This window comes from Microbacterium sp. SA39, assembly GCF_000967865.1.
Taxonomy (GTDB): domain Bacteria; phylum Actinomycetota; class Actinomycetes; order Actinomycetales; family Microbacteriaceae; genus Microbacterium.
In genome coordinates, this window is record NZ_JXRU01000036.1 from 167,076 (window position 1) to 185,585 (window position 18,510).

An 18,510-nucleotide genomic window follows, 5' to 3' on the forward strand; every position below is an offset into this window, starting at 1 on the left:
CAGGGTAGGTCGACGCCGGGGCGGTCCCGCCTCCGCCACGCCCGTGAGAGAGGGAGTCGATGACCTTTCAGCCCCCCGCCCTCGACCGCGCCGCCGATCTGCGTGAGGAGATCGGTGTGCTCGAACGTCTGCGGAGCGACCCCGACACCCGGGTGATCGTGGTGCGCGACCGCCGAGTCAGAGTCATCGAATCAACCCTCCTGCGGGTTCACGCCGAAGGCATCGACGATGCGACCTGGGCTCTCCTGGGGCGGGATCAGGACGGCGCGGTGCTCCTGCTCGCCGCCGCGCCGCCGGAGAACGATGCCCTCGACACGGCTCCGGACGAGATCTGGCTGGGCTTGCGCGATCTCGGCGGTCGCATCGACAGCGTCGAGTCCGAACTGCTCGTCGAGGCCATCGCGGTCGCGGGGTGGCTGCGCGATGCCCCGTTCTGCCCGACGTGCGGCGGAGGCACCGAGTTACGCCAAGCCGGATGGTCCCGGCGCTGCCTCGTCTGCGGGCGCGACCACTTCCCGCGCACCGACCCCGCCGTCATCGTCGCCGTCGAGAGCCGCGACGGCGAGCGGCTGCTGCTGGGGGCCAACGCCAACTGGGGCGGACGGATGTATTCCTGCTTCGCCGGCTTCACCGAGGCGGGAGAGTCGCTCGAGGCGACGGTCCACCGCGAGATCGAGGAGGAGTCCGGGGTGCGGCTGTCGCAGCTGAGCTACATGTCCTCGCAGGCGTGGCCGTTCCCCCGTTCCCTGATGATCGGCTTCCGTGCGGTCGTCGATGAGGAATCGGCCGCCCTCGCGGACGGCGAGGAGATCATCGACGTGCGCTGGTTCACCCGCGCAGAGATCGGCTCGGCATTGGCCGGAGAGGGTCCTGTCGGCCTGCCGGGCCCGGCATCCATCGCCCGCGCTCTGATCCTCGACTGGTACGAGGAGCGCGCGTGAGCGCACTCGATGCGCTCGACGAGCGGCAGAAGGCTGCGGCATCCGTCCTGCGAGGCCCAGTCGCCGTGCTCGCCGGCGCGGGGACGGGCAAGACCCGAGTGATCACGCACCGCATCGCGCACGGCGTCGACACCGGCGCCTATTCGCCCTCTCGCGTGATGGCGGTGACCTTCACCGCGAAGGCCGCGGGCGAACTCCGGGGCCGGTTGCGCGCACTCGGCGTCGAAGGGGTCGCCGCCCGCACGTTCCACGCCACCGCGCTCGCTCAGCTGAACTTCTTCTGGCCGACGCTGGCCGGGTCGCCTGCTCCGTCGATCATCGACAACAAGGTGCGGATGCTGGGACAGGCGGCCGACGCGATGCGGCTGCGCCCGAGCACCGCCGCCCTTCGCGACATCGCCTCGGAGATCGAATGGCGGAAGGTCTCGATGCTGTCGATCGAGCAGCACGCCGCGCTCGGCCGCCCGGTCACCGGTATCGACTCCGTGCAGCTCGTCGAGCTCATGAGCCGCTACGAGGCTCTCAAGGATGAGCGCCGGCAGCTCGACTTCGAGGACGTGCTCCTCGCCTGCGCCGGCATGCTCGAAGCCGAGCCTCGGGTGGCGGCATCCGTCCACGAGCAGTACCGGCACTTCACGGTCGACGAGTTCCAGGACGTCTCTCCGCTGCAGAACCGTCTGCTCGAGCTGTGGCTCGGCGATCGCCAGGACATCTGCGTGGTCGGCGATGCCAGCCAGACGATCTACTCATTCGCCGGGGCCGAGCAGCGGTTCCTCCTCGAGTTCGAGCGCCGCCACCCCGACGCCACCGTCGTGAGGCTCGAGACCAACTACCGCTCGCAGGCGCCCATCCTCACGGCGGCGAACGCTCTCATGCACGGTCGTCCCGGCGCGCTGGAGCTCAAGCCCGCTCGCGAGCAGTTCACCGCGGACGCCCCCACCGTCACCGCCTACGACTCCGAGAGCGAAGAGGCGGCGGGTATCGCCGCATCGATCTCGGCCCGGATTTCGGCCGGGGCGTCTCCGGCCGAGATCGCCGTGCTGTACCGCGCGCACGCCCAGTCCGGGGTGCTGCAGCAGGCGCTCGCCGCGGAGGGTATTCCCACCTCGGTCCTCGGCGGCACACGCTTCTTCGCGATGCCCGAGGTGCGTCAGGCGATCCTCGCGCTGCGTGCTGCCGCCGTCGCACCGACGGAACAGGGATTCCTGCCGAACGTGCAGCGCGTGCTCAGGGAACTCGGCCTCACCGAGGAACCGCCGGAGGCCGGGGGCGCACAGCGCGACGGGTGGGAGGCGCGACGCGCGATCCTGCGGCTCGCCGAAGAGGCGGGGCCCGAGGCCAGCCTGCGCACCTTCAGCGACGCGATGATGGCCCGCGCGAAGGACCAGCATGAGCCGACGATGCGCACCGTGACGCTCTCGACCCTCCACGCCGCGAAGGGACTGGAGTGGCCGCACGTGTACCTCGCGGGCTGGGCCGAGGGCTCGCTGCCGATCTCGTACGCGTCGAGCTTCGAGGCGATCGACGAGGAGCGACGACTCGCCTATGTCGGCGTCACGCGCGCCGCGCGTACCTTGGAGATCTCGTGGGCGCGGTCGGCAGGGCGAGGAGAGCGGGCTCCGTCGCGGTTCCTCGCGGAGATGGGGACGACTGCTCGCGGCACCGGCATCCTTCGTGAAACGACACCGCACGCGACGCGCGCGAGCCGTCCTCGCTGATCTGCGCCACCGTGCCGCCGTCGCCGGCGACGAGAAGTCTCGAGGCCGCCACAGCGCCCTCCGCGATCCGTCCGGCCCGCAGGGGGCCGGCGCCCTGGCCGATCAGCTGCGCGTGCAGCAGCGGCCACGCCGGGTCGCGGTCGGTATCGGCCGCGTCTCGGCATGACAGGCAGGGCGTGCGACCGGGGATGACGAGCGGCCCCACCGACACGCGCCCCGGTTCGAAAGCGATCGGCAGGTGCGGGATGTCGTCGCGCAGGTAGCGCGCGAACTGCATCGCGGCGGCTGCGCCCTGCACGAGGATCACGCCGGTTGCTCCGCGCATCGTCCTGTCGACCAGCGCGACGCCCTCGTCCTCGAGGACCTCTCGCGCGCGGTGGGCGCTGCGACCGTCGGTGACGCCGATGGTCTCGACCCACGCGGGGCGTGCGGCGACGGGATCGTCCACCAGCAGGTGCTCGATGCGGGCCAGCAACGTCCGCGCCTCCTCGCGCGGCGCGCCGACTCCGTGCGCGATGACGTCGAACGAGGTTCGGCGGAAGCCGGTGCGCAGGCGGCTCAGCAGAAGCTCCACCCAGGGGACCGCCGCAGCAATGCGGAGTTCCCCCTCGATCCCGAGCTGCAACGTCTCGCCGTCTCTCCAGAGCAGTGGTGCGCCAGGATCGAGGCGGGTGAGTGTCGGTGGAGTCAGGGGCATTCCCCGATTCTGGAGAAGGCCGCGATGCCGTGGCGACGAGAATACGCTTCGGTGGAGAACTTCGGGGTGACCCGGCCCGGGGGAGGAGCGGTGCTCATCGCCCCCGGCCGTGGGGACTTCAGACCGGCCGTTCGCCCTCCGGAGTGGCGTCGCCGTCGGAATCCTCGGGCGTTTCTCCGCCTTCGGCCGTCTTCTCTTCCGAGAAGTCGTCTCCGTCGAGAAGCCGCGCGAGCGCCTCGTCGAACTCGTCCGCCACCGGCTGCTCGCCGCGCTCTGCGGCCTGCAGGCGGGCGACCAGCGCGCTCGGGTCGTCGATGTCCTCGGCGGTCGGCATGAGGTCGGGGTAGTCCCAGAGGGCATCGCGGGCCGAGATGCCGACGGCATCCGTCACCGCCTGCCACATCGCCGAGGCCTCGCGCATGCGCCGCGGACGCAACTTCAGGCCGACGAGTGCGCCGAGCGCGTCTTCTGCGGGACCGCCGACGGCGCGGCGGCGGCGAGCCGCCTCCGCGAGACGGGCGCCGTCGGGAAGCCGTGCGGTCGCCTGCGCGGTGACCACATCGACCCAGCCGTCGATCGTCGCGATGAGGTTCTCGAGCCGCTCCAGCGCCTCGCGCTGCGCGTCGCTCTGCACGGGGAGCAGTGCTCCGCCCTCGATCGCCGCACGCAGTTCCTCGGGGTCGGAAGGATCGAGGCGGCTGGCGACGTCTTCCAGCGCATCCACGTCGACCGTCACCCCGCGGGCGAAGTCGGTGATCTGCGCCATCACGTGCAGGTGCAGCCACTTCGCGTGCCGGTAGAGACGGGCGTAGGCGAGCTCGCGGGTCGCCAGGTAGAGGGCGATCTGATCCTCGGGGATCTCGAGGCCCTCGCCGAAGGCGGTCAGGTTCTGCGGGATCACGGCTGCGGTGCCCGCCGGAAGCACGGGGATGCCGACGTCGCCGCCCGAGACCACCTCGAGCGACAGATTGCCGAGCACCTGACCGAACTGCGCGGCGAAGACGGAGCCGCCGAGGCCGCGCATCAGCTTGCCGGCGCCCTGGACGACTCTGCGCATCTCCTCGGGCACCTGGGTGTCGAGGGCCGAGGTCAGGGCGTCGGCGATGCTGGTCGAGACGGGGTCGGCGATCTCCTTCCACACCGGCAGGGTCTTCTCCACCCATTCGCCGCGGGTCATCGCGGTGGGGGCCTCGCTGAGTTCGGAGATGGTGGTCACCTCGCCGAGCCACAGGTTCGCGAGGGTGAACGAGTCCACCAGGGAGCTGCGCGAGCCGTCGGTGACCCCCTGGCCGTCGCGATTGGCGATGTGCAGCGCCTGCTGCCGCGCGTTCTCCCAGGGGTCGCCGCCGAAGGCGCCCTGCAGCTGCGACATGATCGTCTGCATCATGGCGGGGTCGAACTGGAACCCCTCCATTCCCTGCATCGCTTCCCGAAGAGCCTCGGGATCGATGTCCCCTCCGCCCTGGTTCGAGAGCATCCGTCGGAGGAACTCCTGGAAGTCCTCGGGTGTCGGGTCGTTGTCTGCCATGTCGTTCGCCCTCTCAGCACGCCTGTAGCCGTGGCATCTACGCTAGTCACAGGTTTCTGCACGCGTCCGCGAAGCGAGCAGATCGCTGTACGCCGCTCGCGAACGACGGAGGATGCTGTGGACCGAATGCGCGCTGGAAAGCCCGGACTCGGAGTCTGGGCGCTGATCGTCGCGCTCATCGCCCTCGTGGTCCTGACGTTCCTCCCGACGCCGTACGTGATCCAGCGCCCCGGACCGGTCTACGACACCCTCGGCACGGCGACCGGCACCGACGGCGAGCCGGTTCCGCTGATCAGCGTCGAGGGCGCGGAGACGTTCGAGACGGGCGGGACCCTCGACCTCACGACCGTGCAGGTGATCGGGAATCGCGAGCGCACCCCGAGCTGGTTCGAGCTCGCCCTGGCCTGGATGGACTCTTCCCGCGCCGTCGTGCCGCTCGACTCGGTCTTCCCCGAGGGCGTCACGACCGAGCAGCGCGACGAGCGCAACGCCACGCTGATGGTCGACTCCCAGCATGAGGCGACGGCGGCGGCGTTGAACGAACTCGGGTACGACACGGGCGCGCAGGTGGTCGTGCAGGAGGCCGTCGCAGACGCACCGGCGGACGGTCTGCTCGAGGCGGAGGACGTGATCACGGCGATCGATGGCACCCCCGTGACCTCGGCGACGCAGCTGCGCGAGGCGATCCAGGAGGCCGGAGGAGACGCGGTCGAACTGACCGTGCTCCGCGACGGCGAGGAGCAGACCGTCGAGGTCGCGCCCGAGAAGCGCACCGAGAACGACGTGACGACGTGGCTCATCGGCATCACCCTGCGGACCGACTACGACTTCGAGGTCGATGTCACTCTCCAGCTCGACAACGTGGGCGGACCCAGCGCGGGGATGATGTTCGCGCTGGGGATCATCGACACGCTCACCGAGGGCGAGCTCAACGGCGGGCAGAACATCGCCGGCACCGGCACGATCGACGCGGAAGGCACTGTCGGGCCGATCGGCGGCATCCGACAGAAGCTCTACGGCGCGCGAGATGCAGGGGCAGCGTTCTTCCTCGCACCGGCATCCAACTGCGACGAGGTCGTGGGGCACGTGCCCGACGGCCTTCAGGTGATCCGCACCGCGACGCTCGAGGAGTCCCTCGACGCGCTCGAGGTGATCGCCGCCGACGGAGACGTCGATGCGCTCCCGACCTGCGAGCCCGCCACGTCGTGACCCCGGCGGCACGGCAGCGGGTGCGCCGTGATCTCGCCGTGACCGGGATGACAGCCGCACCATAGTAAGGCCCGCCTAGGATGGAACGGTGACCTCGAACTCAGCCACTGCTCCGAATCCGGCCACGCCTCGAACCTCCCGACGCATCCTCGGCATCTCCCTGGTGATCATCGCCGCACTGATCGCGGCGTTCTTCGTGTTCGCCTCGCTCTACACGGAGTTCCTCTGGTTCGATCAGGTGGGCTTCACCGGCGTCCTCACCACGCAGTGGTTCGCCACGGCCGTGATGTTCGTGGTGGGCTTCCTCGGCATGGCCGCCCCCCTGTTCCTCGTGATCCAGCTGGCGTACCGTCTGCGTCCCGTCTACGTACGGCTCAGCTCGCAGCTGGACCGGTATCAGGAGGTCATCGAGCCTCTCCGTCGCCTCGCGATGTGGGGCATGCCGCTCTTCTTCGGTCTGTTCGCCGGCTTCGCCGCGGCCGGACAGTGGAAGACCGTCTGGCTGTGGGCCAATGGCGTGGCGACGTCCGACGTCGACCCGCAGTTCGGCATCGACACCGGCTTCTACATGTTCGCGATGCCGTTCTACTCGATCTTGCTGGCCTTCGTCTCCGCGGTTCTGGTGCTTTCGCTGCTGGTCACGGCGCTCGTGTCCTACCTCTACGGCTCGGTGCGCATCGGGCAGGGCGAGCTGCGCATCTCCAAGCCCGCCCGCATCCAGCTCGCGGTGATCGCCGGTCTCTACCTGCTCGTGCAGGCGGCCAGCCTCTGGCTCGACCGTTACAAGACGCTGACCACGCCGGACGATCGCATCACGGGTGCCGCCTACACCGGTGTCAACGCCACGATTCCCGGCCTCGCGATCCTCGCGATCATCGCCGCTGTCGTCGCCGTGCTCTTCTTCGTCACCGCCGTCATCGGCCGCTGGCGCTTCCCGCTCGCGGCGACCGCGCTGCTGATCGTCGCGTCGCTCGTCGTCGGAGTCGGCTACCCGTGGGTCGTCACGACCTTCCAGGTGAAGCCGAACCAGAACGCCTACCAGGCCGAGTACTACCAGCGGAACATCGACGGTACGAAAGAGGCCTACGGAGTCGCCGACCTCGAGACCACGGCTTTCGAGGCCGAGACGGATGCCGCCGCCGGCCAGCTGCGCGAAGACGCCGAGACCACTGCGTCGATCCGCATCATGGACCCGAAAGTCATCCCGCCCACGGTCCGCCAGCTCGAGCAGTACCGTGGCTACTACCAGTTCCAGACGAACATGGACGTCGACCGCTACGAGATCGACGGCGTGATGCAGGACACGGTCGTGTCGGTACGAGATCTCGACATGTCGGGTCTCGGCGACGGCGACAACTGGAACAACCGCGTCGCGGTGTACACGCACGGCTATGGCCTCGTCGCTGCGGCGGGCAACCAGCGCACGAGCGACGGTGAACCGGTGTTCCTCGAGCGCGGCATCCCGTCCTCGGGTTTCCTCACCGACCGGGAGAACTTCGAGCCGCGAGTGTACTTCGGCGAGAACTCCCCGGAGTACTCGATCGTCGGAGCGCCCGAGGGCGCGGATCCCGCGGAGATCGACTACCCGCGGGGCAAGGACGGCGCCAGCGAGACCAAGACCACCTTCGAGGGTGAGGGCGGACCGAGCGTCGGCAGCACGTTCACGAAGCTGCTCTACGCGCTCAAGTTCCAGTCGGAGCAGATCCTCTTCTCGAACCTGGTGAACGAGGAGTCGCAGATCCTCTACGACCGCGACCCGAAGACGCGTGTGCAGAAGGTGGCGCCCTACCTCGAACTCGACAGCGACCCGTACCCGAGCGTGGTGGACGGACGGATCGTCTGGATCGTCGACGGCTACACCACGAGCTCGACGTATCCCTACTCGACCGGTGTGAGCCTGTCTGACGCCATCGCCGATTCCAACGTGCCGTCGCCGACCCTCGCGATCGACGACATCAACTACATCCGCAACTCGGTCAAGGCCACGGTCGACGCCTACGACGGCTCCGTGACGCTCTACGCCTGGGACGACGAGGACCCGATCCTCGAGACGTGGCAGAAGGTGTACCCGTCGACGGTGAAGCCGATCAGCGAGATGTCCGGCGAGCTGATGAGTCACGTGCGCTACCCGACCGACCTGTTCAAGGTGCAGCGCGACGTGCTCGGGATCTACCACGTCGACACGGCCGGCTCGTTCGCCCAGCAGGACAACCGCTGGCAGACGCCGAACGACCCCCGCTCCGACGCCATGCTGCAGCCGCCGTACTACCTGACGATGCAGATGCCCGGTCAGGACTCTCCGCGCTTCTCGATGTTCTCGACCTTCATCCCCGTGTCGCAGGGCGCGGGCGGCAGCCGAGACGTGCTGATGGGCTACCTCGCGGTGGACTCGGATGCCGGTTCCGAGGCCGGTGTGAAGGGCGAGGGCTACGGTCAGCTGCGGATGCTGGAGATCGACACGGACACCACTGTGCCAGGACCGGGTCAAGTGCAGAACACCTACAACTCGGACACCGCCGTCGTGCCGCAGCTGAACCTGCTGCAACAGGGTGAATCCGAGGTCATCTACGGCAACCTGCTCACCCTCCCGGTCGGTGGCGGTCTGCTCTACGTGCAGCCCGTTTACGTGCAGTCCTCCGAGGGAACACAGCTGCCGCGACTGCAGAAGGTGCTGGTCGCCTTCGGTGACCGCGTCGCCTTCGAGGACACGCTCACCGAGGCGCTCGACACGCTGTTCGGCGGCGACTCCGGAGCGACCGGCGGTGACGACCAGGTCGAGCCGACCGACCCTGGGGCGGAAGAGCCAGGCACGGAAGAGCCGGTCGAGGGCGAGACGCCGACCGAACCCGAAGAGCCGAGCACGCCGACGGGCGACGAGGCTGAGGCGCTCGCGGCAGCGCAGCAGGCGCTGCTCGATCGCGACGCCGCGCTGAAGGCCGGAGACCTCGAGGCCTTCGCCGAGGCGGACAAGCGCCTCACGGCGGCGGTCAACACGCTCCTCGAGCTGGACGCCGCAGCGGGGGAGTGATTCCTCGAGGCTGAAGCGAATCGGGCGTCCCTGCGGGGGCGCCCGATTCGCGTATCGGCTGACCCTGTGGTTGCCGTCGGATTCAAGGGATGGGGCGAGAGCAGCCGCCGATCTACTGTGGCATCGGTGGCGTCTTGCCCGACCCGATGGGAGCACCATGAACGAGCCGCAGAACGACCTCGCCGCGCCAGGGCCCGTGCAGACCGAGGTCGCGCTGCCGTCGACGACGGGCATCGAGGTGAAGTCCATCGACTGGGTGCCGCTCACCGAGCGCACCGGAAAGCCGTCGAGCCTCTTCTCGCTCTGGTTCATGTCGAATGCGAACCTCACCACCCTCGCGACCGGAATGGTCGGCGTCGCGATGGGCGCGAACTTCCTCGCGTCCGTGCTGGCGATCGTGCTCGGAGTGTGCGTCGGAACCGTGTTCACCGCGTTCCATTCCGCTCAGGGTCCGCAGCTGGGGCTGCCGCAGATGATCCAGTCCCGGGCGCAGTTCGGCTACCGCGGCGTGGCGATCGTCTGCCTCGTGGTGGTCGCCAGCATCGTCGGGTTCAACATCTTCAACCAGCTGCTCGCCGGCCAGGTCCTGACGGCGACGACCGGCCTCGACGCAGGCGCCGGATGGTATGTGCTGATCACGGCCCTCGCACTGACCCTCGCCATCGTCGGGTACCACTGGATCCACCGCGTGCAGAAGTGGCTCACCTGGCTGTTCCTCGCGACGTTCGGCGTCTTCACGGTCGTGGCTCTGTTCGCACTGCCGCTCACCGCAGCGGATTTCTCACTCGGAGAGATGAACTGGCCGGCCTTCCTCGTGCAGTTCGCGGCTGCCGCCGCCTACGCGCTGGGCTGGGCGCCGTACGTCTCCGACTACTCGCGCTATCTGCCGCCGCAGACGAGCCCCCGCAAGGCGCTCTTCTACACCTCGGCGGGTGTCATCGTGGGAGCAGGGTGGCTGATGATCCTCGGAGCCTTCGTCGCTTCGCTCTTCGCGGATGCCGATCCCGTCGAGGCCATCACCGCGGCCGCCGACGCGATCCTGCCCGGCGCCGGCGCGGTGCTGCTGTGGTCGGCGCTCCCGGCGCTGATCACGGTCATCACGATCAACATCTACGCGGCCAGCATCGAGCTCATCACCGTGGCCGACTCGTTCCGTCAGGTGCGTCCGACGCGGCTCGCACGCGTCGTTGCCTGCAGCATCATCGGCGTCGGGGGTCTGCTGGGCGCGGCCTTCTCGACCGGCGAGTTCCTCGATTCCTTCGGCAGCTTCCTCGTCGTGCTGCTGTACGTGCTCGTGCCGTGGACCTCGGTGAACCTCGTCGACTACTACGTGGTGCGCGGCGGACGCTACGCGGTCGCCGAGATGTTCCGTCCGCACGGCATCTACGGCACCTGGGGCTGGCGCGGCATCACGGCATACGTCATCGGCATCCTGGCGATGATCCCGTTCGTCGTCACGACCTGGTTCACGGGCCCGATCGCTGCGGCCATCGGCGGCATCGACGTCGCCCTGTTCGTCGGGCTCGGCGCATCCGCCGTCGCCTACGTGTTGCTCGCGCGCGGACTGGACCTCGACGCCGAGCGTCGGCTCGCCCGCGACGAGGCGAAGGCCATGGGCGTGCGCTCCGTGAGCTTCGGCGGCGGCCGCGGCTGAGGCTTCCGCGGGCGGCTTGCAGGGGGCAAGCGAAAGGCCCCCGATCTGGATTTCTCCTGATCAGGGGCCTTTCTTGTGTCGCATTCTCGTTGCGGGGACAGGATTTGAACCTGCGACCTCCGGGTTATGAGCCCGGCGAGCTACCGAACTGCTCCACCCCGCGGCACAAGAAGTAACTTATCACGGATTCTGAGAGGGGGCCAATCGAGCCGGGTCCTCCCCGATACGAGAGGATGAGGTCATGACCGAGTCCGCAGCCGTGTCCGTCGCCGTGTGCCAGTTCGCGCCCGCGGCATCCCGTTCCGACAATCGGGAGCGCATCGCCGCGCTCACGGCGGATGCGGCAGCGCGCGGCGCGAAGCTGATCGTGTTCCCGGAATACTCCAGCTACTTCGTCGACCCGATGGACGCCACCCTCGCGGCGAACGCCGAAGACCTCGAGGGGGAGTTCGTCGCCGCGCTGGCCGCACTCGCCGCCGACTACGCCGTCGTCATCGTCGCCGGCCTTGCCGAGCGGGCCACCGACGGCGAGCGGGTGCGCAACACCGTCGTGGCGGTGCGAGGCGACGGCGTGCTCGCGGTGTACCGGAAGCAGCACCTGTACGACGCCTTCGGGCAGACCGAGTCCGACTGGGTGGAGCCCGGGGACCCGGGGGAACCATCAACGTTCGATCTCGGCGGTCTGCGCTTCGGTCTGATGACCTGCTACGACCTGCGTTTCCCGGAACTGGCGCGCACGCTGGTCGACGCGGAGGCTGACGTCCTCGTGGTCCCGGCGGAGTGGGTGCGCGGGCCGCTCAAGGAGCACCACTGGACGACGCTCCTGGCTGCGCGGGCGATCGAGAACACCGTGTACGTCGTCGCGGCCGACCACCCCACGCCGATCGGGGTCGGGCACTCGCAGATCGTCGATCCGCAGGGCGTGGTGCTTGCGGGCGTCGGCACGGCGGAGGGGATCGCCGTGGCGCCCGTCGAGCGGGCGGCGATCGAGCGGGTCCGTGCCGTCAATCCGGCTCTGCGGATGCGGCGGTACGCCGTGGTACCGCGCTGACGCGCGCCGGAGTGCGTGCCCGTCAGGCCGAGAGCGCGGCGAGGCGCGACGCGGCATCCTCGAGCACGTCGACGCGCTTGCAGGCGGCGAAGCGGACCAGTCCGCTGTACTCGTCCCTGTGGGCCGCTGAGACGAAAGCCGTCAACGGGATCGCGACGACACCGGCGCGCTCGGGCAGGGCACGGCAGAAGGCCGCGGCATCCGCTCCTCCGAGGGCCGTCGCATCGGCGACGGTGAAGTAACCGCCCTGAGGAGCGTGCACCGTGAAACCCGCCGCGCGCAGACCATCGCCGAGGATCCGATGCTTCTGGGCGAGCGCCGCCGCGGCATCCGTGAAGTAGGCGTCGTCGAGGCGCAGTCCGACGGCCACGGCCGGCTGGAACGGCGAGCCGTTGACGTAGGTCAGATACTGCTTGACCGTGAGGACGGCCGTGACAAGCTCGGCGGGGCCGTGCACCCAGCCGATCTTCCACCCGGTGGCCGAGAACGTCTTGCCCGCGGAGGAGATCGTGAGGGTCCGCTCCGCGGCCCCCGGCCGGGTCGCGATCGGCGTGTGCGGCGTCTGGAACGCGAGATGCTCGTACACCTCGTCGGTCACGATGATGGCGTCATGCCGCTCCGCCAGGCGTACGACCTCGGCGAGCACCTCGGCGTCGAAGACTGCTCCGGTCGGGTTGTGCGGGTCGTTGACGAGGATGATGCGGGTGCGATCGCTGACGGCGGCCGCCAACTCGTCGAGGTCCGGCTGGAAGGACGGCGCCCGGAGCGGGACCGTCCGCAGCCGTGCGCCCGCCAGCGCGACCGCCGCCGCGTACGAGTCGTAGTAGGGCTCGAAGACCACGACCTCGTCATCGGGGCCGTCGATCAGAGCGAGAAGGGTTGCGGTGAGGGCTTCAGTCGCGCCCGCCGTGACGATCATTTCGGTCGCGGGGTCGACCTCCAGGCCGTAGAACCGGCGCTGATGCTCACTGATGGCGGCGAGGAGATCCGGGATGCCGCGACCGGGGGGATACTGGTTCGCGCCGGCTGCGATCGCGGCGCGCGCCGCCTCGAGCACGACCGCCGGGCCGTCCTCGTCGGGGAATCCCTGACCAAGGTTGATCGCCCCGGTTCGGGCCGCCGCCGCCGACATCTCTGCGAAGATCGTAGGTGCGACGGTTCCGTCTGCGGCGAGCAGACCTGCACCGGCTGCTGTGCGCCGCCATGCGCCGGGAATGACATTCATGAAGAACAGGCTAAGGCCATAGCGGAAACTCATCTTCACCATACGAAACGCACAGATACAGGCGGCAGTCTGAAGGGGCGTTGATGAAGGAGCACACCATGAACGAAGAGCACCCCCAGGACCACTCGGCACCCGCGTCGCACGACGCCGTGCCGTCCACCGAGGCAGCAGAGGTCGCCGCACAGCCGACCCCCTCCGCCGCCGAGACCCCCATCCCCGTCGCACCCGCGCCAGGGCACGAGGTGCCCTCGACCTTCACGTCGCAGGCCTCCGCCGTTTCGGCATCCGCTGAGCCCACGCACGTCGCGCCGCAGCCCTTCGCTGCGCCGGGAACCGCTCACGCGACGGCCTCGGCCCCGGGTGCTGCCTTCGGCATTCCCACGACCGCCACGCAGCAGACGCAGCCGCTGGACAGCGGCGCAGCCAAGGAGCCGAAGTCGCGAGGCGGCGCCAAGTTCGCAGCCTTCGTCGTGGCGGCAGCCCTAGTCGGCGGTGTCGCGGGGTTCGGCGGCGGCGCCCTCATGAGCGGGCTGCAGGATCAGCCGACGAGCAGCAACGCCGGCGGACCGCAGACCGTCACGGTCAACAACCCGGGATCGGTGAACGAGACGACTGCGGTCGCGACGGAAGCGCTCCCCTCCGTGGTCACGATCGAGGTCGCGGGCTCCGACCAGGGCGGCAGCGGCTCGGGCGTCATCATCAGCGACGACGGCTATGTGCTCACCAACACTCACGTCGTGACTCTCGGCGGTGCCGTGGCCGACCCGACGATCCGGGTGACCACCTCCGACGGACGCATCTACGAGGCCACGGTCGTCGGCACCGACCCGATCTACGATCTCGCCGTGATCAAGCTGACCGATGCGGAAGGACTCACCCCCATCGAGTTCGCCGACTCGTCGAAGCTCAACGTGGGCGACACCGCCGTGGCTCTCGGTGCGCCGCTCGGACTCGCCAACTCCGTGACGACCGGCATCGTGAGCGCTCTCAACCGCAGCATCCAGATCGCATCGTCGGCCGTGCCCGACTCGTCGGAAGACGCTCCGCAGGAGCAGCAGACGCCGGAGGAGGGGGAGGGCGAAGGACCGTTCCAGTTCGACATCCCCGGCAGCACCCCCCAGCAGTCCGGGGGATCGATCTCGATCGCCGTGATCCAGACGGATGCCGCGATCAACCAGGGCAATTCGGGCGGTGCCCTCGTGAACAGCAAGGGCGAGCTGATCGGCATCAACGTCGCGATCGCCAGCCCCGGCGGGTCTGAGGAATCGGGGTCCATCGGCATCGGCTTCGCCATCCCCGCGAACATCGCGCAGCGGGTGTCCGACGAGATCATCGCCGACGGTGCCGCGACGCACGGTCTGCTCGGCGCCTCGGTCCGCGACGCCGCGAGCGTCGAGGGTGCCAGCGTCTCCGGCGCGTACATCGCAGAGGTCACCGACGGCGGTGCGGCCGCCGACGCAGGACTTCGGGCAGAGGATGTCGTCACGGCCTTCAACGGTGTGCCGATCGCCAGCGCCAGCGATCTCACCGCGCAGGTGCGCGCAGCGGCCGCCGGGAGCGATGCCACCGTCACGTACGTGCGCGGCGGCAAGGAGGACGAACTCGAGGTGACGCTCGGCGAGCTCCCCGGCTGATCCGCGTTCGCAGAGAAGGACGCCACCCCGCGATAGGCTCGCGGGGTGGCGTCCTTCTCTTTCGGCACCGGCAATGCGGCCAAGCTGCTCCGGATTCCGCTCTATGCCGCAGGGCGCCTGGGCGTCTTCCTCGTACCGCGCGGTAGGCGTTGGGTATTCGGCTGCGGTGCGGGAATCGGCGACGGCGCGCTCGCCCTGCAGCGGCACGCGGCAGCCGCCGGACACGACACGGTGTGGCTGACCTCGTCGGACCGCGAGGATCGCGATGCGGCTGCCCTCGGCATCCGCACCCTGCGCAAGAACGGTCTGCGCGGCTGGTGGGCGACGGCGCGAGCAGGAGTGCTCGTGGTCACCCACGGATTGGGAGATGTCAACCGCTACGCGAACGGCGGTGCCTTCGTCGTGCAGCTCTGGCACGGCATCCCGCTCAAGCGGATCGGCCTCGATTCGCCGGCCACCACGCAGGTGCCGAATGTGCCGGGAGCCCCTCTGCTGCGCCGCGCGGTGGCGCTGCTCTACCGTGGCGCGGCACAGCGGATCAGGGTGCTGCCCGCCGCGTCGCATCGGTCACGCGGGCGCCTGGAGTCCGCCTTCGGCCTCGGCGATGACCGTGTCGTCGTGACGGGGGAGCCGCGCGTCGATGTCCTGTCGGCCGGGTCGGTCACGTCACGGCGCGCCGCGGCATCCGCCCTGCTCTCCTCTGTCGTCGACGACCTCTCGGAAGACACGCGCGTGGTCCTGTACGCGCCGACCTGGCGCGACGGCGCCGCCGATCCGGCGGTGCCCTCCGCGTCGGAGTGGGTGCGGATCATCCGAGTGCTGGAAGACAACGACGCGGTCCTGCTCGTGCGTTCGCATCCTCTCGGCGAAGGCGGATACATGCCGCCGTTGCCCAGCCGGAGGGTGCGGATGCTGGGTGCCTCCGTTCTCGCCGATGTCACGCCGGCGCTTCCCGCGGTCGACGTGCTGATCACCGACTATTCGTCCCTCGCCTACGACGTGGGACTACTGCGGATGCCGGTGCTCTTCCTTGCTCCGGACGCGATCGAGTACGCGTACACCCGAGGGTTCTACGCCCGCTTCGAGGACGTCGCCGGTCCCGCGGCCTCCAACGACTGGGCCGGCGTCCTCGACCAGCTTCGCGCGCTGCTGTCCGACCCCGCGGCGTTCGACGCGGCGTCGGCGCGTTCCGCTACGCTCAGCGCGGAGATGCACGCATATCGAGACGGGCGCAACACCCACCGGGTGTACCAGGCGATCCGCGCGCGGGGGATACCCGCACCGAAGGGAGCAGCATGACGACGGCCCGGATCGATGAGGCGGCGGAAGCCCTGATCATCGCAGGGACCGGTCAGCGACCGGCGACGGCAGAACTGGTCGGACCGCGGGCACGTGTGGACGCCCGGATCACCGGTGGCGGCAAGACGTGGAAGGCGATGTTCCCCCTGCGGGCTTCGCGCTGGGGCGGAGCGGAGCTGCCCCTGCCGACCGGGTCGTACGAGCTGCGCATAGCCGACACCGACATCGACGATCTGCATGTCGCGGCTCAGGTGCTGACGGGTGTCCGCGTCGCGGTCGAGGGCCCCACTGTCCTGATCGCCGCCCCGATCGCACCCGTGTACGAGACGGTGGAGGGCCAGTCGACCCTCGAAGGTCGATATGTGGCGCAGGCCGGAGGCACCGAGAACGCCGTGTTCTTCGAGACCTTCTACGGGCGCAGCGTCGGCTGCAATCCGCAGGCGATCGACCGCGAGCTCGCGGCGCGGGCCCCCGGCGTGCACCGCTATTGGAGCGTCGTCGACCTCTCGGTCGCCGTGCCTGAGGGCGCGATCGCCGTCGTCGAGGGCAGTCCGGAGTGGTGGCACGCCCGAGGGGCGGCCCGCCTGCTCGTGGTGAACGACTGGTTGCGTCGACGATTCGTGCGCAAGCCAGGGCAGAAGGTGCTGCAGACCTGGCACGGCACCCCGCTCAAGCGCCTCGCTCTGCATCGGCCCGGCTTCGATCCGCGGCGCATGGCCGCTGTCATCAAGGAGTCGCGGCGGTGGGACGTGCTGCTCGCGCAGAACACGTACTCGGAGCGGATTCTCCGCAAGGCATATGCCTTCTTCGGGCGACCGATCTGGGTCGATGGCTACCCCCGCAACGACGCTCTCACGACGGGTGCTCCGGCGGCGATCCGCGCAGCCCTCGGGATCGCTGAGGGTGAGCGTGTGCTCCTGTACGCGCCGACCTGGCGAGACGATCGCGCGGAGATGGTCGACTTCATCGACCTGGAGCTCCTCGCCGTACAGGCCGACGCCGTGGTGCTCGTTCGCGGGCATTCCCGCACCCTGCCGCAGGGGCGGGACCGGGCGGGTGCCCGGGTCATCGATGTGACCGGCTACCCCGAGACGGCGCAGCTTCTTCTCGCGGCCGATGCGCTCATCACCGACTATTCCTCGGTGATGTTCGACTTCAGCGTCACCGGCAAGCCGATGTACTTCCTGGTACCCGACATGGATCACTACCGCGGACAGCTGCGGGGTTTCTACTTCGATCTCCCCGGACGGGCTCCCGGGCCGCTCGTCCGCACGCAGGACGAACTCGCAGCGGCGCTGGCCGACCCCGGTCAGGAGGCGACGTACGCGAGTCGCTACGCGGCCTGGCGTGCGCAGTTCAACACCCGCGACGACGGACGCGCCGCGCAGCGCGTGGTGGACCGCATCCTCGATCTGGGGTTCGTCAGTCGCTGACCGACCACGCTCACGTCAGGGCAGGGGTGTGTTGCGGGTGCCGAGGCGCGACGCGTCGACCGTGTCGCGCGCTCCGCGAAGGACCCCGCCGAGGAATCCGAGCCCCCACGAGAGGTGCATCGTCGGCAGCACGAGCAGGGTCCACAGCTTCTGCCGCAACCGACCGCTGCCCGGAGCGAAGGCCACCGCGAGCACGAGCAGCAGGTAGAGCGCGAGCGGCAGATACACCACGAGCGACGCCACGACGGAGGTGATCCCCGCGAGGACGCCGGTGATCTGCAGCACCGCGACGACCACGGCCAGGGCGACCGCGAGCACGAGCGCGGGTGGTGCGAAGTAGCGGATGCCGTTGCTGCGGCCGAAACGGCGGACGAGCTCGCCACGCCAGGCGCCCGTGGCGCGGAACTGGCGCGCGAGGCGGATCCAGCTCTCGCGCGGCCAGTAGGTGACCGAGAGGGTCGGGTCGAACCAGACCCGGTGCCCCGCCTGGCGGATGCGGAGGTTGAGCTCCCAGTCCTCGCCGCGCCGGATCGATTCGTCGAAGAGTCCCACCTCGTCGAGCACTTCGCGGCGCATGACTCCCAGGTACGCGGACTCTGCTTCCCCCTCCTGGGTGCCGCTGTGGTACGCCCCGCCGCCGAGGCCGACGCGCGAATTGTACAGACGCGCGACTGCTTTCTGGAACGGCGTGCGGCCTTCGGCGTGCATGACGCCTCCGACGTTGGCGGACTGCGTGCGCGCCAAGGTCTCGAGCGCACGGGCTGCATAGCCGGGGGAGAGCTCGGAGTGCGCGTCGACACGGACGACCGTCGCGTAGCGGCTCGCCCGGATCGCGGCGTTCAGACCCACGGGGATATGCGCTGCCGGATTCCGAACCAGTCGGATGCGATCGTCCGCTGCGGCGAGCCGCTCGGCCAGCTCAGTGGTCCCGTCGGTCGACGGGCCGAGCGCGAGGACGAGCTCGGCCGGGGCATCGACATCCTGGGCGAGCACCGATGCGATGGCGTGCTCGAGGTAGGCCCGCTCGTTGAGCACCGGCATGACGAAGGAAACGCCGGACACGAGGGCGGCGGATTCGTTGGCGGGCACATGA

12 protein-coding genes and 1 tRNA gene are annotated in these 18,510 nt (G+C 69.4%); 9 read left to right on the plus strand and 4 right to left on the minus strand.

Annotation, left to right across the window (positions count from 1 at the left end; translation table 11 throughout):
• The first annotated feature begins 59 nt into the window (after positions 1 to 59).
• Both nudC and RS85_RS13140 read left to right on the plus strand, forming a co-directional pair.
• Entirely contained in the window at positions 60 to 941 is an 882-nt protein-coding gene (gene nudC, locus RS85_RS13135) for an NAD(+) diphosphatase (RefSeq protein ID WP_046013907.1), read from the plus strand.
• Positions 938 to 2,659 carry an ATP-dependent helicase gene (locus RS85_RS13140; protein WP_046013908.1) on the plus strand — a complete coding sequence of 574 codons (1,722 nt, stop codon included), beginning with the start codon at positions 938 to 940 and terminating at the stop codon, positions 2,657 to 2,659. The genes nudC and RS85_RS13140 overlap by 4 nt, the downstream gene beginning before the upstream one ends.
• A gap of 815 nt (positions 2,660 to 3,474) precedes the next feature.
• Here the strand turns inward: RS85_RS13140 and RS85_RS13150 are convergent.
• Positions 3,475 to 4,884: a zinc-dependent metalloprotease gene (locus tag RS85_RS13150; protein WP_046013910.1), complete on the minus strand. Its 1,410-nt coding sequence runs from the start codon at positions 4,882 to 4,884 to the stop codon at positions 3,475 to 3,477.
• A 126-nt stretch (positions 4,885 to 5,010) separates the two neighbouring features.
• Here RS85_RS13150 and RS85_RS13155 point away from each other — a divergent pair, with 126 nt between their 5' ends.
• From RS85_RS13155 to RS85_RS13165, 3 genes are all read left to right on the plus strand, one after another.
• Positions 5,011 to 6,093 carry a PDZ domain-containing protein gene (locus RS85_RS13155; RefSeq protein WP_046013911.1) on the plus strand — a complete coding sequence of 361 codons (1,083 nt, stop codon included), beginning with the start codon at positions 5,011 to 5,013 and terminating at the stop codon, positions 6,091 to 6,093.
• An 88-nt stretch (positions 6,094 to 6,181) separates the two neighbouring features.
• Positions 6,182 to 9,121, plus strand: a complete 2,940-nt coding sequence (locus tag RS85_RS13160) for a UPF0182 family membrane protein (protein ID WP_235282436.1) — start codon at positions 6,182 to 6,184, stop codon at positions 9,119 to 9,121.
• Between the two features lie 157 nt (positions 9,122 to 9,278).
• Positions 9,279 to 10,775, plus strand: coding sequence for a purine-cytosine permease family protein (locus RS85_RS13165; RefSeq protein WP_052703557.1), 1,497 nt, complete (start codon positions 9,279 to 9,281; stop codon positions 10,773 to 10,775).
• Between the two features lie 89 nt (positions 10,776 to 10,864).
• On the opposite strand, the gene RS85_RS13170 is transcribed toward RS85_RS13165, so the two are convergent.
• A tRNA-Met gene (locus RS85_RS13170) sits at positions 10,865 to 10,938 on the minus strand.
• Between the two features lie 78 nt (positions 10,939 to 11,016).
• On the opposite strand from RS85_RS13170, the gene RS85_RS13175 reads away from it, so the two are divergent.
• Positions 11,017 to 11,826 (plus strand): carbon-nitrogen hydrolase family protein, encoded by an 810-nt coding sequence (locus tag RS85_RS13175; protein WP_046013912.1) that lies wholly within the window; start codon positions 11,017 to 11,019, stop codon positions 11,824 to 11,826.
• A 22-nt stretch (positions 11,827 to 11,848) separates the two neighbouring features.
• On the opposite strand, the gene RS85_RS13180 is transcribed toward RS85_RS13175, so the two are convergent.
• Entirely contained in the window at positions 11,849 to 13,051 is a 1,203-nt protein-coding gene (locus RS85_RS13180; protein ID WP_046013913.1) for an aminotransferase class I/II-fold pyridoxal phosphate-dependent enzyme, read from the minus strand.
• 98 nt (positions 13,052 to 13,149) lie between these two features.
• On the opposite strand from RS85_RS13180, the gene RS85_RS13185 reads away from it, so the two are divergent.
• Genes RS85_RS13185 through RS85_RS13195 form a run of 3 tightly spaced genes read left to right on the plus strand, consistent with a single transcriptional unit; the run spans position 13,150 to position 17,417 of the window.
• Positions 13,150 to 14,685 (plus strand): S1C family serine protease, encoded by a 1,536-nt coding sequence (locus RS85_RS13185; protein WP_082087628.1) that lies wholly within the window; start codon positions 13,150 to 13,152, stop codon positions 14,683 to 14,685.
• Between the two features lie 45 nt (positions 14,686 to 14,730).
• Complete coding sequence (locus tag RS85_RS13190; protein WP_046013915.1) at positions 14,731 to 15,984, plus strand: CDP-glycerol glycerophosphotransferase family protein; 1,254 nt, start codon at positions 14,731 to 14,733, stop codon at positions 15,982 to 15,984.
• Entirely contained in the window at positions 15,981 to 17,417 is a 1,437-nt protein-coding gene (locus RS85_RS13195; protein WP_046013916.1) for a CDP-glycerol glycerophosphotransferase family protein, read from the plus strand. Before RS85_RS13190 ends, RS85_RS13195 begins: the two co-directional genes overlap by 4 nt.
• 15 nt (positions 17,418 to 17,432) lie before the next feature.
• On the opposite strand, the gene RS85_RS13200 is transcribed toward RS85_RS13195, so the two are convergent.
• A complete protein-coding gene (locus tag RS85_RS13200) occupies positions 17,433 to 18,458 on the minus strand; it encodes a glycosyltransferase family 2 protein (RefSeq protein ID WP_046013984.1) in 1,026 nt (341 codons plus the stop codon).
• Positions 18,459 to 18,510: the final 52 nt, after the last annotated feature.

Bases quoted from the DNA above. Each gene is read 5' to 3' on its own strand.
- nudC (WP_046013907.1), top strand. From the start codon at position 60: ATGACCTTTCAGCCCCCCGCCCTCGACCGCGCCGCCGATCTGCGTGAG.
- RS85_RS13150 (WP_046013910.1), bottom strand. From the start codon at position 4,884: ATGGCAGACAACGACCCGACACCCGAGGACTTCCAGGAGTTCCTCCGA.
- RS85_RS13155 (WP_046013911.1), top strand. From the start codon at position 5,011: ATGCGCGCTGGAAAGCCCGGACTCGGAGTCTGGGCGCTGATCGTCGCG.
- RS85_RS13165 (WP_052703557.1), top strand. From the start codon at position 9,279: ATGAACGAGCCGCAGAACGACCTCGCCGCGCCAGGGCCCGTGCAGACC.
- RS85_RS13175 (WP_046013912.1), top strand. From the start codon at position 11,017: ATGACCGAGTCCGCAGCCGTGTCCGTCGCCGTGTGCCAGTTCGCGCCC.
- RS85_RS13180 (WP_046013913.1), bottom strand. From the start codon at position 13,051: ATGAATGTCATTCCCGGCGCATGGCGGCGCACAGCAGCCGGTGCAGGT.
- RS85_RS13185 (WP_082087628.1), top strand. From the start codon at position 13,150: ATGAACGAAGAGCACCCCCAGGACCACTCGGCACCCGCGTCGCACGAC.
- RS85_RS13195 (WP_046013916.1), top strand. From the start codon at position 15,981: ATGACGACGGCCCGGATCGATGAGGCGGCGGAAGCCCTGATCATCGCA.
- RS85_RS13200 (WP_046013984.1), bottom strand. From the start codon at position 18,458: ATGCCGGTGCTCAACGAGCGGGCCTACCTCGAGCACGCCATCGCATCG.